General features: G+C 38.6%; 16 protein-coding genes and 1 pseudogene. 11 read left to right on the forward strand and 6 right to left on the reverse strand.

Annotation, left to right across the window (positions count from 1 at the left end; genetic code table 11):
* Positions 1 to 5: 5 nt before the first annotated feature.
* Positions 6 to 1,103: a carboxynorspermidine decarboxylase gene (locus FNZ60_RS05250; protein ID WP_142416644.1), complete on the reverse strand. Its 1,098-nt coding sequence runs from the start codon at positions 1,101 to 1,103 to the stop codon at positions 6 to 8.
* Positions 1,104 to 1,255: 152 nt separating this feature from the next.
* Between FNZ60_RS05250 and FNZ60_RS05255 the strand changes: the two genes are divergently transcribed.
* From FNZ60_RS05255 to mnhG, 7 genes are all read left to right on the forward strand, one after another.
* A complete protein-coding gene (locus tag FNZ60_RS05255; protein WP_142416623.1) occupies positions 1,256 to 1,744 on the forward strand; it encodes a BA14K family protein in 489 nt (162 codons plus the stop codon).
* Positions 1,745 to 1,972: 228 nt separating this feature from the next.
* Positions 1,973 to 4,894 (forward strand): monovalent cation/H+ antiporter subunit A, encoded by a 2,922-nt coding sequence (locus FNZ60_RS05260; RefSeq protein WP_142416624.1) that lies wholly within the window; start codon positions 1,973 to 1,975, stop codon positions 4,892 to 4,894.
* A complete protein-coding gene (locus FNZ60_RS05265) occupies positions 4,894 to 5,235 on the forward strand; it encodes a Na+/H+ antiporter subunit C (protein ID WP_142416625.1) in 342 nt (113 codons plus the stop codon). The genes FNZ60_RS05260 and FNZ60_RS05265 overlap by 1 nt, the downstream gene beginning before the upstream one ends.
* Positions 5,235 to 6,848: a monovalent cation/H+ antiporter subunit D gene (locus FNZ60_RS05270; protein WP_142416626.1), complete on the forward strand. Its 1,614-nt coding sequence runs from the start codon at positions 5,235 to 5,237 to the stop codon at positions 6,846 to 6,848. The genes FNZ60_RS05265 and FNZ60_RS05270 overlap by 1 nt, the downstream gene beginning before the upstream one ends.
* Positions 6,848 to 7,333, forward strand: a complete 486-nt coding sequence (locus FNZ60_RS05275) for a Na+/H+ antiporter subunit E (protein WP_142416627.1) — start codon at positions 6,848 to 6,850, stop codon at positions 7,331 to 7,333. The genes FNZ60_RS05270 and FNZ60_RS05275 overlap by 1 nt, the downstream gene beginning before the upstream one ends.
* The gene (locus FNZ60_RS05280; RefSeq protein WP_142416628.1) at positions 7,330 to 7,611 is read left to right on the forward strand and encodes a K+/H+ antiporter subunit F; all 282 of its coding nucleotides are present in this window, start codon (positions 7,330 to 7,332) and stop codon (positions 7,609 to 7,611) included. The genes FNZ60_RS05275 and FNZ60_RS05280 overlap by 4 nt, the downstream gene beginning before the upstream one ends.
* Positions 7,608 to 8,018 (forward strand): monovalent cation/H(+) antiporter subunit G, encoded by a 411-nt coding sequence (gene mnhG / locus FNZ60_RS05285; protein ID WP_142416629.1) that lies wholly within the window; start codon positions 7,608 to 7,610, stop codon positions 8,016 to 8,018. The genes FNZ60_RS05280 and mnhG overlap by 4 nt, the downstream gene beginning before the upstream one ends.
* A gap of 16 nt (positions 8,019 to 8,034) precedes the next feature.
* Here the strand turns inward: mnhG and FNZ60_RS05290 are convergent, their stop codons facing one another.
* The 5 genes and pseudogenes from FNZ60_RS05290 to FNZ60_RS05310 all read right to left on the reverse strand — a co-directional run bounded on the left by FNZ60_RS05290 (position 8,035) and on the right by FNZ60_RS05310 (position 10,973).
* On the reverse strand, positions 8,035 to 8,427 hold the full coding sequence (locus FNZ60_RS05290; protein ID WP_142416630.1) for an MliC family protein: 393 nt from the start codon (positions 8,425 to 8,427) through the stop codon (positions 8,035 to 8,037).
* Between the two features lie 17 nt (positions 8,428 to 8,444).
* Positions 8,445 to 8,828 carry an MliC family protein gene (locus FNZ60_RS05295; protein ID WP_142416631.1) on the reverse strand — a complete coding sequence of 128 codons (384 nt, stop codon included), beginning with the start codon at positions 8,826 to 8,828 and terminating at the stop codon, positions 8,445 to 8,447.
* Between the two features lie 108 nt (positions 8,829 to 8,936).
* The gene (locus tag FNZ60_RS05300; RefSeq protein WP_142416632.1) at positions 8,937 to 9,119 is read right to left on the reverse strand and encodes a hypothetical protein; all 183 of its coding nucleotides are present in this window, start codon (positions 9,117 to 9,119) and stop codon (positions 8,937 to 8,939) included.
* A gap of 112 nt (positions 9,120 to 9,231) precedes the next feature.
* Positions 9,232 to 10,365, reverse strand: coding sequence for a 3-dehydroquinate synthase (gene aroB / locus FNZ60_RS05305; RefSeq protein WP_142416633.1), 1,134 nt, complete (start codon positions 10,363 to 10,365; stop codon positions 9,232 to 9,234).
* Positions 10,340 to 10,973 (reverse strand): annotated as a pseudogene (locus FNZ60_RS05310) (shikimate kinase). Before FNZ60_RS05310 ends, aroB begins: the two are co-directional and overlap by 26 nt.
* Before the next feature lie 99 nt (positions 10,974 to 11,072).
* On the opposite strand from FNZ60_RS05310, the gene FNZ60_RS09690 reads away from it, so the two are divergent.
* The 4 genes from FNZ60_RS09690 (at position 11,073) to FNZ60_RS05325 (ending at position 13,992) form a co-directional block, all read left to right on the forward strand.
* Positions 11,073 to 11,234, forward strand: a complete 162-nt coding sequence (locus FNZ60_RS09690; RefSeq protein ID WP_185913483.1) for a hypothetical protein — start codon at positions 11,073 to 11,075, stop codon at positions 11,232 to 11,234.
* Positions 11,231 to 12,169, forward strand: a complete 939-nt coding sequence (locus tag FNZ60_RS05315; RefSeq protein WP_142416635.1) for a site-specific tyrosine recombinase XerD — start codon at positions 11,231 to 11,233, stop codon at positions 12,167 to 12,169. The genes FNZ60_RS09690 and FNZ60_RS05315 overlap by 4 nt, the downstream gene beginning before the upstream one ends.
* A 78-nt stretch (positions 12,170 to 12,247) precedes the next feature.
* Positions 12,248 to 13,204, forward strand: a complete 957-nt coding sequence (locus tag FNZ60_RS05320) for an acetyl-CoA carboxylase carboxyltransferase subunit alpha (RefSeq protein ID WP_142416645.1) — start codon at positions 12,248 to 12,250, stop codon at positions 13,202 to 13,204.
* Positions 13,205 to 13,242: 38 nt separating this feature from the next.
* Positions 13,243 to 13,992, forward strand: coding sequence for a L,D-transpeptidase family protein (locus tag FNZ60_RS05325; RefSeq protein ID WP_142416636.1), 750 nt, complete (start codon positions 13,243 to 13,245; stop codon positions 13,990 to 13,992).
* Positions 13,993 to 15,709: the final 1,717 nt, after the last annotated feature.

Here is a 15,709-nt window from a genome sequence, read left to right on the forward strand (position 1 = left end):
TATCTTTATGAAAGACTTGTCCGATAATCACTGTAACTGAATTGGCGTTGCAGCGTTAATGTACCATCGCATTCTTTGAGAACAATAGCAGGCATTGTTACGCCGTTAAACCAGTTTTTCTTGACCATTGTATAACCTGCTGCATCTTGAAAAGACAGTCTATCTCCTATTTCAAGAGGTTTTTGAAACCGAAACGTTCCAAAAATATCGCCAGCAAGGCAGGATTTTCCGCAGATCATAATTTCGTGTTCTCCTTGATTGGGTTCTAATTTTGCATTTTCACGATAAATAAGAAGATCAAGCATGTGTGCTTCAATTGAACTATCAACGATGGCAAGATTCTTTTCATTATACAATGTGTCAAGAACGCTGACTTCCAAGGTGGTGCTTTTGGTGATAGCGGCTTCTCCTGGTTCTAGAAAAAGAGCGACACCATGGGTTTTGGAAAAATGCTTTAAGCGTTCTGCAAAAGCTTCTAGAGGATAATTTTCAGCTGTAAAATGAATGCCACCGCCAAGGCTTATCCAGTCTACAGCAGAAAAAAGCTCTGAAAACTTTTCTTCCATATTCCCAAGCATTTGGTTAAAAAGATTAAAATCAGCGTTTTCACAATTGTTATGGATCATCAAGCCGTTGATGAGAGGTAGAATTTCTTTAATCGCACTTTGGTTTGTTTCTCCTAAGCGACTAAAAGGGCGGGAGGGATTGGCAAGATCAAAATTTGATGCACTTATTCCTGGATTTAATCTTAGACCTCGTTGAATGGTTTTTGTTTTATCAGCAAAACGTTGAAGTTGTTGGATTGAGTTGAAGATAATTTTATCGGCATAGCCACAGGCTTCATCAATTTCATGATCAGCCCAAGCAACTGAATAAGCATGGGTTTCTTTACCAAATTTTTCTCTTCCCAAACGCAGTTCATAAAGGGACGATGAAGTGGTTCCATCCATGAATTCAGACATTAAATCAAAAACACTCCATGTGGCAAAACATTTCAAAGCAAGCAAAATTTTTGCGCCTGACATTTCTCGTAAACGATAAATTGTTTGCATATTTTTGATGAGTTTTGATTTGTCGATAAGATAATAGGGGGTTTGTATCATCATTTATTCATTCTTTTTTGAAGGATCTTATTCTTGAGATCAGCGTTTAGTACAAGGAGTAACAGAATGTCTAAAAATCTTAAGAAAAGAATCTGTTTCTGTCTAGCAATAGAAAAGCTTTCTGTAACGGCTGTTGTTTATTATTTTGAGTGTTGCGTATGAAAAAAAAATTATATTATGCTTTAGCTTTTGTATTTGTAAGCAGTCTTTTCATGATAACAACCACTTTTGTTTATTTGGAGCAAAATAGGGGTGATGCTAAAGCCACATTGGCCTCTCAAAGCTCTGTTCAAGAGCATTCGGTGCCTTTGGTTTTTACGGGGCGTAGAGAACTGAATGGTTTTAAGGGTTATCATCATTATCGGCGTGGTTATGTTAAGTATAAAGATAACTGGTGGTATCCTGAAGCGGCTTTTGTTACAGAACTGCATTTAAGCACAAAAGATGCATCATTAAAAGTTGTATCAGATGCCAAAAGAGTCTTTTTAACGTCTTCTTCAGAAAAAAAAGAGCCATGGATGTTGAAAGAGCATATTGAATCTTGCCGTGCTCGTTATCGCTCTTATCATAAAAATGATAATAGCTTTCAGCCTTTTCATGGGCCTCGTAAACAGTGTTTATCGCGCTTTTTTAAAGGATAGAAATTTACATAAAATTTTAATTGCTTCTTGTCGTGAGCGTTATTGCTCTTACAATAAAAAGAAAACTTGAGTGCTGTTCTTTCTATGTAAGCATTGTTTTTTAAAAAATTTAAATACTTTTAAGTTTTATTAAATCTTATTATCATTAAGTGTGCAATGGGGGGGGTGAAAATATAATTTTTTGTTTTGTCAATGACAAAATATTAAGGGCAGGATGGAGCTGAAAGAATGACAACACGGGAGGCAATGTTGATATTGCTCATTTTGCTTCCCTTTTGTGGAAGTGCTGTTATTGGCTTTTTTCGTTCGACAGCAAAAAATAATGAAGCGTGGTTTGCAGGGGGCGTTGCTCTCTTTAGTCTTCTTTTTACAATCATGCTTTATCCGGCAATTCGAGGCAACCACATTGTCCGTTTAAATATTTCTTGGCTTCCAGAATGGGGGGGTGATTTGATCCTCCGGATGGATGGTCTGTCGTGGCTTTTTTGCTTGCTTATTACAGGAATTGGGCTGCTTGTTGTTGTTTATGCCCGTTATTATATGGACCCAGCAGATTCTGTACCACGATTTTTTTCTTTTTTTCTAGCTTTTATGGGCTCAATGACAGGGATTGTTTTATCAGGTAATCTCGTCTTTTTGGTTGTTTTCTGGGAACTCACCAGTATTTTTTCTTTTTTGTTGATTGGTTATTGGTATCATAATGCGAGTGCGCGTGAAGGAGCGCGCATGGCTTTAACGATTACAGGTTTTGGTGGTTTTACCCTTTTTATTGGGGTTTTATTGATTGGGTATATCGTTGGTAGTTTTGATCTGGATAAAATTTTACAGTCTGGAGATGTAATCCGATCAAGCTCTTTTTATATCCCTGCCCTTATTTGTATTTTATTAGGCGGATTAACAAAAAGTGCACAGTTTCCTTTTCATTTTTGGTTGCCTAATGCGATGGCTGCCCCAACGCCTGTATCGGCTTATTTACATTCGGCAACGATGGTAAAAGCTGGGTTATTTTTGCTGGTCCGTTTATGGCCTGTGCTCTCTGGGACAGAGTCTTGGTTTTGGTTGGTTGGCTTTTCAGGACTCTCAACACTTCTTCTTGGTGCTTATTTTTCTATGTTTCAGCAAGATTTAAAGGGATTACTGGCTTACTCAACAATTAGTCATCTTGGATTGATTACCACGCTTTTGAGTCTTGGGAGTCCCCTTGCATGTGTTGCAGCAATTTTTCATATGGCCAATCATGCTACTTTTAAAGCATCTTTATTTATGGCTGCTGGCATTATTGATCACGAAACGGGAACGCGTGATATGCGTAAGCTAACAGGTCTTTATCGCTCTATGCCGATTACAGCGACTCTTGCTTTAGTTGCAAGTGCGGCGATGGCTGGTGTTCCTTTGCTCAATGGTTTTTTATCAAAAGAAATGTTTTTTGCTGAGGCTGTTGAAACGCATATGGAATCATGGCTCGATTGGATTTCTCCTTATGTCGCAACGCTTGCAAGCTTGTTTAGTGTAACTTATTCTATACGTTTTATTCATGGTGTCTTTTGGGGACCAAAACCGCATACATTACCTAGGACTCCCCATGAACCACCGCATTTTATGCGTTTGCCCATGGAGTTTTTGGTGTTTATTTGTTTGGCTGTTGGTATTTTTCCTAATTTAACAATCGGACCTATTCTAGATAATGCTGTTGTGTCTGTTTTAGGACCGATGACGATCTCTTACAGCTTGGCTGTTTGGCATGGGATTAATACACCATTAATAATGAGTTTGGTGGCTTTAGTAGGGGGCGGCCTCCTCTATGTTGTTGGGCGGCGTTATTTTTTATCTTGTGATGATGGAGCGCCCTTTTTTCGTCATTTGAAAGGACCGCGTATTTTTGAACGCATTCTTGTGATTATTTCTTGGAAATGGGCACGTGCGGTGGAGGCTGTTTTGTCAACACGCCATTTGCAAATCCAGTTGCACTGGATTTTTGCTGTGTGTTTTATTTTTGTTGGTCTTTTGCTTTGGTTTGATGGTTTTATTGCAGCAGGAGGATTACCACTTTTTCCACTTGATATTCCTTTTCTCGCGCTTTGGCTGGTTGGTGGATTGTGCGCGCTTTTAGTTGCTTGGCAAGCAAAATTTCACCGTCTTGCATCTCTCATGTTATTGAGTGGAGCAGGATTGATGACGTGCGCAACCTTTTTATGGCTTTCTGCACCCGATTTGGCCATAACGCAATTGGTTGTTGAAGTGGTGACTGCTGTCTTATTATTGCTTGGTTTGCGTTGGTTGCCTAAGCGTGTTTATCATCCTGCTCCAGCGTCTATTCATTTTGGAGTGCGTTTACGTCGTACCCGTGATTTCACCATAGCAATTATGGGAGGTGCGGGTGTTGCATGGCTCTCTTTTGCGATGATGACACGTCCTCAAGGGACAACGGTTTCTAATTTTTTTCTGAAAAATGCTTATTCTGGTGCTGGGGGTCGCAATGTTGTGAATGTGTTGTTGGTTGATTTCCGTGGTTTTGATACGATGGGAGAAGTTGTGGTTTTGGGGGCTGTTTCTTTGACTGTCTTTGCTCTTTTACGTCGATTTCGTCCTGCTCCTGAAAGTATTGAGCCGCCATTTCAACAACGTGTTCAGGAAGCTTTTGATAAGGCACAACCAGATCGGAATGTGGGGGATACCATATTGAATTATCTCGCTATTCCTTCTGTTATTATGGGGTGGCTCTTTTCGGTTATTATTGCTTTTTCTTTTTATTTATTTGTGCGAGGACATGATCTTCCAGGCGGTGGATTTGTTGGTGGTGTGACTCTAGCAATAGGCTTTATTTTGCAGTATCTTGCACGGGATATTCGTTGGGTGGAAAACCATTTGAGAGTTTTGCCTTTGCGCTGGATGGGCTTTGGCTTATTGCTATCGCTGGTAACAGGAATAGGGGCTTTGTTTGTTGGGTATCCTTTTTTAACATCATTTTTCCAATATATTCATGTGCCGTTGATTGGAAAGATTCCTATAGCATCTGCTTTTTTATTTGATTTTGGTGTGTTTTCTCTTGTGTTGGGAGCAACGATTCTTATTTTAATTGCACTGGCACACCAATCCATTCGTAGTTACCGAATCGGTAAAAAACCTGTTGTAAAAGAGAAGGAAAATTAATGGAAATTATTCTTTCTTTGGCTATTGGTGTGCTTGTCGGGTCTGGAATTTGGCTTATTTTGCGCCCACGAACTTTTCAAGTCATTCTTGGTTTGTCCTTGATATCCTATGGTGTCAATCTTTTCATATTAGCAATGAGTAGACCACGCAGTAATGCAGCGCCAATCGTTGATCCTACGATGGCAATTAATCCGGCAAATTATGTTGATCCTCTTCCACAGGCTTTGGTTTTAACTTCGATTGTGATCGGTTTTGCAACGACAGCTTTATTTTTGGTTATCTTGTTGGTTTCACGCGGTTTAACAGGTTCAGATCACGTTGATGGACGTGAGGTGCAATGATGGAAGCTTGGGTGCATCATCTTCTTATTTTGCCTATTCTTTTGCCGTTAAGTACTGGAGCGCTTCTTCTTTTCTATGATGAGCGCCGTTCAAAACTGAAATCACTCATAAGTATTTTTTCTGCTGCATTGCTCGTTGTTATTGCTATTTTATTGGTGAAGCGTGCTCTTGAAGTTGCTCCCGCTGTGGATGTGTACCGGCTTGGTAATTGGCCTTCTCCTTTTGGTATTGTTTTGGTGCTTGATCGCTTAAGTGCTATGATGCTTTTGCTTTCTAGCCTATTGATCTGCGCGGTGTTGGTTTTTGCACGGGCACATTGGTATAAAGCGGGTCCACATTTTCAGTCATTGATGCAATTTTTTATGGTTGGAATAAACGGCGCTTTTTTAACCGGTGATTTATTTAATTTATTTGTATTTTTTGAAGTGATGTTAACAGCTTCTTATGGTCTTGCGTTGCATGGTTCTGGTCCGTTACGTGTGCGTGCTGGGTTGCATTACGTCGTGATTAATCTGGTTGCTTCATCGTTTTTTCTCGTTGGTGCAGCGCTCATTTATGGAATCGTGGGCACACTCAATATGGCTGATTTAGCTGTAAAAATACAATATATAGCCTCTAGCGATACGACTTTATTTGAAATAGGGGTTGCGCTTTTGGGAATTGCTTTCTTAATTAAAGCGGGGATGTGGCCATTGAATTTTTGGTTGATGCCAACTTATAGTGTAACAGTAGCGCCTGTTGGAGCTTCTTTTGCACTTTTAAGCAAAGTCGGTATTTATATTATTTTACGTTTAACATTGTTATGGTTTGGACCAGAAAGTGGGTATTTTAGCCATTTTGGTCACATGGTTTTATTTTACGGTGGGCTTGCCACTATGGCTTTTGGTTTTATTGGGGTGTTGGCAAGCCAAGTCTTGGGACGTTTGGCAGCCTATAGTGTTTTGGTTTCTTCTGGGACATTATTGACAGCAATCGGGATCGGCAATACAGCACTCATTGCAGGTGCACTCTTTTATATTGTTTCCTCAACTTTCGCATTGGGGGCTTTTTTTCTTTTGGTGGAGTTGGTTGAACGCTGTCAAGATGTAGCCGCCAATGTTTTGACGGTGACAATGGAAGTCTATGGGGACGATGAAGAGGAGGAAGAAGATGAAGTAGGGACTTATTTACCAGTAACTTTGGCAATTCTTGGGGCTTGTTTTGGTCTTTGTGCACTTTTGATTATTGGTCTTCCTCCTTTTTCTGGTTTTGTTGCTAAATTTATGATGTTTGTGGCAATCTTAAACCATAGTGAAGGAAATATTTCTCTACCCGTTTATCACGATTGGCTTTTTATGATTTTTGTTATGCTATCTGGTTTTGCTGCTTTGATTGCGATGACACGAACGGGTATTCGAACTTTTTGGGTTTCTCTTGAAGGGAGGATTCCACGGGTGCAGGTGATTGAATTTGCTCCCATTGCTGTTTTGCTTGCGTTGTGTTTTCTTATTACAATTGTCGCTGGTCCTGTTAGTGGTTATATGCTTGAAACAGCCAAAACTTTGTATGAGCCTCAAAATTATATTGGCAGCGTTTTAGATGATTTTTCTCTTGAAAATAGGGGGATTCATTAGTGAAACATTATTATTTTTTCCCTTTTTCTAGCGTTGCAATTATTTTTATGTGGCTGATTTTAAATGGCTTTAGTTTCGGTCAATTGCTTTTAGGCGTTATCATTGCTTTGTTTGGGGGCTGGATGATGCGGCTTCTTGAGCCGGAAAAGATAACCATTAAAAGCTGGCGTGCCGTTTTTCAGCTGTCTTTTCGTGTGTTTATTGATTCTATCGTTTCAAATATTGCTGTGGCTTGCTTTGTTTTAACCAAAAGATCTAGAAAACAGCAGTCTGGTTTTATTGTGGTGCCTATTTCACTTGAAAGTCGCACGGCTTTAGCTGTTTTAGCATGTATTCTTTCTGCAACTCCAGGGACTGTTTGGATTGCCTATAATAGAAGGAATAGTGAACTTTTGCTTCATGTCTTAAATTTTAAAAATGGATATGATTATCAAAAATTGATCAAACAACGCTATGAGCAATTACTTTTGGAGATTTTCTCATGAGTATGGTGATCCTTTATTGGGGGCTTTATCTCTCGCAGTTTTTTTTAAGTTTAGCAATGATTTTCGCACTGTTTCGGCTCGTTCGTGGTCCACGGGCACAGGATAGAATTTTGGGGTTGGATGCTCTTTATATCATCACTATTCTTTTGTTTCTGACCTTTGATATTCGTTCAGGAACAACCATTTATTTTGTGGCAGCTCTCATTGTTGGTTTATTGGGTCCTGTATCAAGTATTGCGTTGGCAAAATTTCTCATGCGGGGGGAGATTATTGAATGAAGGATGATGTATCGCTTGTTGTTGCTATTGCTGTTACGGTTTTTTTGATTTTAGGATCTTGCCTCACACTGATTGGAACCATAGGACTGGTGCGCCTTTCGAGTTTTTATAAGCGTTTACATATGCTTTCACTCAGTACAAGTTGGGGCGCTGGCAGTATTCTTATTGCGTCGTTTCTTTATTCAACTTTTGTAGATCATCATTTCGTTTTTCATGAATTTTTGTTAATGATTTTTTTACTTGTAACAATCCCCGTCGCTTCAATGCTTGTATCACAAGCAGCGGCTTATCGACATTATTCAGAAAATAAATCAGAAAAACCGTTGGCTCTTTTATCACGTCAGATGGAAAAACAAACATCTATTTCAGAAGAAATATCGTGTGATAAGAGCCAAAGCGATTTTTAAGGGACTATAAGCTTTTTTATTCTGTTTTTTGTTCTTCTACACATTGAATAAGATTTTTTTCTTCTGGATCATTAATGAGATCAGAAAGTATGGCTTCGTTTCCTTTTGTCCACCATATATAGGGACCTCCCATATATTTTGTTCCAGAAGCACTTATGCTACGGGAAGCGATGATCCGCTTTCCTTTCCACTTGAAATCAACAAGTGCAATACTATCCGCATTGAGATAGGTTACTTCAACACGCTCTTTACTTGTACCTGTTTCGCATTGATAGGTAGTAACTTCTGTTGTTGGTTCTGGATCATCTGGTACTTCGATGATTAAAGAGTTTGCAGAGGCATTGAGTGAACCGAATAGCGGTAGGCTTAAAGCAGTTAAAAATCCTACAATAAAAGAAATTTTTTTCATGATATTTCCTCAGTTATTTAAAATAATAACAATGATTCATCCTTACAGAGGATGGGGTTTTTTTCTTCTGGGTCTTGAATAAGATCATAAAGTGTTACTTCTTTATTTTTCTCCCACCAAATATACTGCTCTCCTACATATTTTACTCCAGAAGCAGCAATGACATTCGCAGCGATAATACGATCGCCTTTCCACTTGAAATCAATCAATGAAATATTACCAGCGTTGTGATAGGTTGCTTCAACGCGTTCTTTAGTTTCTCCGACATTACATTGGTAGGCTATAGTTTTTGTTTCTGGATTATCTGATACTTCAATGACTAAAGCAGCAGCGAAGGTACTGCTGATATTGAAAAATAATAAAGAGGAAAAAAATCCTAAAATTTGTAGAGTTTTTTTCATAATGCTTCCCTATATGAAAAGTAATTTGTCTTAAATACGATGGTGTCTACGGCAGGATTCGAACCTGCGACCCCAGGATTCATACCACTTCGGTTTTCACCGCCAGCCTTATCGGCTGTTTGTGGTCTGGACTGTCTCTTCACCTTGAAGCTTGCGCTTTTTAGGTGCTGCCCGTTCAGTCTCTACACCTTCCTCTCGTGTGAAGAGAAGCTTGGCTCGGGATTGGCATATAGTTCGCCTATGAAGCTTTCCCCGAATTTGAGCAGATCCGCTTTGAGGATTTCTTCTCAAAGTGCCCAATTTCTTTAGGAATCCTGTGCTCTATCCTACTGAGCTACGCAGACATCATCATAATTATTCTTTAATAGAAGTATAAAAACGAATCAATTATATTCAATATGAATTAACGAATTTCTGTTAATTTTTGTTCCAAAAAGGATAAAACGGCATCTGGTGGAACATTTTTTGCAATAAATGATTGACCAAGTCCGCGTGTCAAAATGAAAGTCAAGTTATTTTGTGAAACTTTTTTATCTTGAGCAATGAGAGTCATTAAAGTTTCGGCGTCTGGTAGTTCTCCTGGGATATCCTTTAACCCTGTAGGAAGACCTATAGTTTTAAGGTGTGCTTCGATGCGATGTGAAAGTGTGGGGTCACTTAGATTCAGTTGCGCAGAGAATTGGTGTGCCAGAATCATTCCAATTGCTACAGCTTCACCGTGAATTAAACGCTTTGAGTCATAAGCGGTTGCTGTTTCAAGCATGTGTCCAAAAGTATGTCCAAGGTTTAAGAGTGCGCGTTCTCCTGTTTCGTATTCATCACGTGCTACAATGGTGGCTTTAAATTGGCATGAGCGAACAATGGCTTCTATTCGCATAGGACCATTAGAGAAAATTTCTTGTCCGTTTTTTTCAAGCCATGCAAAGAAATCAGGTTGGTTAATGAGCCCATATTTGACCATTTCTGCATAACCTGCACGAAATTCACGTGGTGGTAGTGTATCAAGAACAGATGTATCAGCAATAACGCATTGCGGTTGGTAAAAAGCACCAATAAGATTTTTGCCATATCGGCTGTTGATCCCCGTTTTTCCGCCAACAGAGGAATCAATTTGTGCAAGAAGTGTTGTAGGCATTTGAATGAAGTTCATCCCGCGGCGGATCATACTGGCCGCAAATCCTGCTAGATCTCCAATGACACCGCCACCAAAAGCAATAACACAGTCACCTCTTTCTAAACGAGCAGCAAGAATTTGATCGATGACAGTTTGCAAGGTTGAAAATGATTTTGATTGTTCTCCTGCTTCTACAATAATAGGGACAGTATGAATTTTATTTTTTGTTAATTCTTTTTGTAATGTATCTAAGTGGAGAGATGCAACATTGGTATCTGTGACAATTGCCAAACGCGTTTGATGAAAATCTTTTTTCTGAAGAGCATTTTTAATCTGTAAAGCAGCTTGCGCAATAAGATCTGGGCCAATGAGGATATCGTAACAGTGTTTGTCTAATTTAATGGTGACGGTTCTGGCTTGCATGCTTGTTCTTTCTATCGTTATTTTTTTGTATGGAGGTAATGCTGGAGAGATCGTATGACAGTTTTTGCTACGCTGCGGGGACTTTCTTTATGACTGTTAATTGTTACGTTTGCTTTTGCATAGAGAGGATAACGCTGTTCCATAAGTTTTTGCATCGTTTCTTTAGGATTTTCTGTTTGAAGAAGCGGTCGTGTTGGGCGCTTGGAAACGCGTTGCATGAGGACATCAAGATCTGCTTTGAGCCAGATAGATATTCCATTTTGATGAATAGCTTTTTGTGTCTCTTGATTTATGTAAGCACCGCCACCCGTTGCTAAGACAAGAGGGCGTTGTTTTATGAGGTTGAGAATAACACGTTGTTCAAGAGTACGAAATTCCGCTTCACCATAGATTTTAAAGATTTCTGTGATAGACATTTGTGCTGCTTTTTCGATTTCTTGATCAGAATCATAAAAGGGTAAATCAAGCATGGTGGCAACACGTTTTCCAATGATTGATTTTCCTGCGCCCATAAGACCAACAAACACAAGAACTTGGTTATCGAGAGATGATAAGAGTTGTCTTTTTATTTGCGATAGGGGGGGATGTTGGGGTCGATTACTTTTCATAGCTTATTTCGGCATTTATCTGCTTTAAAGTCAATTCCTGTTAATCTTTATAAGGTAGGATTTAAGAGATAGAATATTTTGGAAAAAGTTTATTATTTTATGCCAACGTTAACCAGACTTTTGATGATTCTTTTCATTTTGCTTGCTATTCTCTTTAGTATAATGGTCATTCTTGTGGTTTTTGTTGAACCCGTAACTGTGGATATTTCTGTTGATGTCCCTTTGGATTCGCAGAATCATTCCTTGGAAAAGAATCAATGAAAAGTAACCTTGTGATAGAGCGTTTTCTTGAAATGATGAGTGCTGAGCGAGGCGCTTCTGCCCATACGCTTGCGGCTTATCAGCATGATTTACAGTGGGCGCAAGACGAATTGTCTTCGCATTCTGTTTCGCTCCTTTCAGTACAAAAAGAAGATTTGACTGGTCTTTTGTCGCTGATGCATACATATGGTTTTGCTGCCACTTCACAAGCGCGCCGTTTATCAACATTGCGTCAATTTTATCAGTTTCTTTATGCAGAAGGATTAAGAGAAGATGATCCTTCTCATGATATTGATGCTCCTCGTCAAGGGCGCCCTTTGCCAAAAATTATCAGTGAAGATGTGGTGACAAAATTTCTTGATTTGGCGGAAGTAGAGGTTAATCAAGCAGATTATGGATCTAAGAATTATCTGCGCGCATTGCGTCTTCAGCTGTTGAGCGAAATGCTTTATGCAACGGGATTACGCATTAGTGAGTTGGTGAGTCTGCCTGTGCAGGCTGTTCGGGGGAAAGCATACAGTATTTTGGTTCGGGGTAAGGGAAAAAAAGAACGAATGGTGTTGTTATCAAAAAAAGCCCATCAAGTTCTTTTGCAGTGGTTGGATTTGCGTGATAAAGGGAAAGATGCGAAAAGTCTTTATCTTTTTCCGGCGCATTCAGAAACAGGCTATATTGCGCGTCAAGTTGTTGCACGGGAATTGAAAAAACTTGCTAAAAGAGCTGGAATAAGAAGTGAAAGCTTTTCTCCCCATGTGTTGCGTCATGCTTTTGCTAGCCATCTTTTGCAAAATGGTGCAGATTTGCGTGCTGTTCAACATTTGTTAGGTCATTCTGATATTTCTACGACTCAGATTTATACCCATGTGTTGGAGGAGAGACTTTATAATCTCGTTAATGAGCATCATCCACTTGCTGATGCGCAAAAGGCCCGTTAAAGAAAAGGTGATGTTTTGGAAAAAAACTTTATAAAGCAAATTATAAGTGTATAAGTGACACTGAATGAGTTGGTGCAAATGTATAATTATCTTGATTTTGAAAAACCAGTTGCTGATCTTGATGGAAAAATTCTTGAATTAAAAAAAATTTCTCAGGAAAAAGGCAGTCTTGATATGAGTGACGAGATTGCGCGTCTTGAAACACGTTCCCAAACGGCATTGCGTGATATTTATAAAAAATTATCGCCATGGCAAAAAACACAAGTCGCTCGTCATCCTGATCGTCCACATTTTATGGACTATGCCAAACGCTTGTTGAGTGATGTTACACCTTTGGCAGGAGATCGAAAGTTTGCTGAAGACGAGGCTATTCAAGCCGGTTTTGCACGCTTTAAGGGAGAAGCAGTTGCTTACATCGGTCAAGAGAAAGGTCACGATACGCAAACACGTTTGCGCTATAATTTTGGTTCTGCACGGCCAGAAGGATATCGTAAAGCTGTCCGTATTATGGAAATGGCGGACCGCTTTGGTTTACCACTCCTTACTTTTGTTGATACGGCAGGCGCTTATCCTGGGGTAAGCGCTGAAGAACGTGGGCAAGCAGAAGCAATTGCTCAATCAACAGCAGCAACTTTGCGTCTAAAAGTTCCAGTTGTGTCCGTTGTTATTGGAGAAGGGGGGTCTGGGGGGGCGATAGCAATTGCCGCGGCTAATAAAGTTTATATGTTGGAACACGCAATTTACTCGGTTATTTCTCCAGAAGGCGCAGCTTCTATTTTATGGCGTGATCCAGCCCGCGCAAAAGATGCTGCAATGAATATGCGTATTACCGCTCAAGATTTGTATCGATTAAAGATTATTGATGGCATTATTTCAGAACCTTTAGGTGGGGCGCATCGTGGTAAAGAAATTGTCATTGATGCAACGGGTGAGATTATTTCGGAGGCTTTAAAAGCGATGGTTGGAAAAGATGGTGAAGTTCTTAGACAAGAGCGAAGGGAAAAATATCTTCAAATTGGTCGCTCGTTAGCATAAGTCATTTTTTGTGAGGGGTGTTGGATTGGAGTTTTTTGATGATATTTAACAGATTCATCGCTGTGTGTGTGTTGTTTGTAATGGGAATATTGACGGCCTGTGAAGGAAGATTACCGGCTTCTATTCGTGCTAAAGTTGAGCAACCTCTTCCGCAAGAAATCCAGGATAGAATGGCTTTATATGATATTGATCCTTATGCACCAATTGTGATGCGCTTTTTCAAGGAGGAAAATGTTGCTGAAGTTTGGAAGCAATCTCGTTCCGGTCCTTTTATCTTGATTGCGCGCTATGGTATTTGTAAATGGTCTGGCAAGCTTGGACCTAAATATAAAGAAGGGGATCTTCAGACACCGGAAGGTTTTTATACGATTACGGCAAATCAAATGAATCCTTATTCAAAATATTATCTTTCTTTTAATATAGGATTTCCTAACCTTTATGATCAGGAAAATGGTCGTACGGGAAGCAATCTTATGGTGCATGGTTCTTGCTTTTCTGCTGGTTGTTATTCTATGAGTGATAAGAATATGGCTCAGATTTATGCGTTTGCACGGGATGCTTTTAAAGGAGGACAAAGAGCATTTCAGCTGCAGGCTTTTCCTTTCCGCATGACCGAGGATAATATGTCACGTCATCGCAATGATCCGCATTATCAATTCTGGGTTATGCTTAAGAAAGGTTATGATTTTTTTGAAGAAAATCGTCAACCCCCAACCGTTGAAGTTTATGGAAAACGTTACGTTTTTAATCGCGGTATTGATAAAACTTCAGCTTCCCTAATGAAGTGAGTGTTATTGTATTCTGCTATACTGTAAAATATCATCGCTTATGATGGCGGTAATATAGGACATGAAAGAACTTTACGCATAAGGTGCTTAAGGAAGTCGTCAGTATTTTAAAAGCGCTGAGTTTTTATAGAATTGTATACCATTAAATCAGATGCAGTGAGAAACTCAAGAGAAATTTAGTCACAAAAGTTAGGTTGTTTGCATGTCGATATCGGTGGTTAATCTTTATTTTTTAGTGAAGAGTAAATTAATATAACGTGCATCTCTCTTTGTTATTTCTTTCAAAGGTTTTATTATTCTTTCATGCTGTAAATGTTGTTTTGGCATATTCATAACGGAAATTATCCTTTTGTTTTTCAAATTTTTTAATAGGATCTCACGCTCTTCATTTAAAACAAAATGCTTCAAACAGAATATACTTTTGGGACTCGTACTTTCTTTAAAGCATGTCACACCCATTTTACGATAGTGCCTGTGGAGGAATAACGGTGATTTCGTTGAGCAACCACCCCTATTTTTACGCTTGATTAGAAGCAAGTCGGTATCATCCTATATTTTTCAGTGTCTGATGTTACAACAGCTTTTGACATTTGGAACAGTTTATAAAAGGCATTTTTATTGTACGGTTTTTATCCATGCGGTTCTGCCTGTTTGTAATGTGCAAGAAAATTATTTTGGTTGATTCAACATGGGAATAGATTTGAAATGAGAGAATCTTACAAAATATTAGGGACGCTTGTTCAATATAGAAGTAACAAATTATATTTATAAATCAATGTGTTGTTATTATTATATAAGATACATTCATACATTTTATAATACGATATTATCTCTGTTTTATTTCAGTTTTTTGCCTAAATTTAAGGAGGCTTTTTTTCAATCGGCTAGAGAAATATAGAGTTGAGTGGAATATTTAAAACCAAGTAATTTGTCTCATGGAGTTGTGAAATGAATCCCATGAAGTGATTTGCAGATGAAGTGTGTATCGAGATAAAACAACCTAATTACAGATTGGTAAACATTAAAAAATTTTATAATAATAATTTGATTTAAAATGATAATTTATAATTATTCAGTTTGAGTAAGAGTCTGAATATCATGAGGAGCTTTTATCTTAAAATCTGTTTATGATGAATAAATCAAAACCATTTTTTTTACACGCCATAAATTGAGTTGCTACGTGAATAGAACTCTTAAAGAAATAAAATACTCCTTATCAAGGTTCTAAAGTACCGAAAACTTCTAAAGTATTTTCAACCGGTAAAGAGTATGATGCTGCTAGCTTACGTATTTATAGAGTAAAAATGATGGATAGGTTTCATCCATTTCATGGAGGGATTTTACCTTATATCATTCATGGGTAGTTTTCTGAAGTAAGGGGGGAATTGAAAAACATTTCTTTAAAAATAAGTGCGTGAATTCGCGATACAATGATGTTCTATTGGGGCATTCTATTTTATGTAAGAGGTGTGACTATTTTACAAATAAGGGTAATATGCTAGCATTAGAGTATTTTAATATGTAGTCATTTTGCGTCATAAATTTTTGTAAGAGATCCCAAAAGCGTAAATTGTGGTGTCGTCTATAGCAATTTTACCCTCCAGTAAAAAGATACGAGTAAGTTTATGGGGTTATGATTGTATAGAAGGTGTAAAGCATTGTTTAAAATGTGTATTTCTCTTTTTCATCTCATAATGTGTTATTTATAAGTAAATTT

Origin of the sequence: Bartonella massiliensis, from assembly GCF_902150025.1 — a bacterium.
Lineage (GTDB): Bacteria > Pseudomonadota > Alphaproteobacteria > Rhizobiales > Rhizobiaceae > Bartonella > Bartonella massiliensis.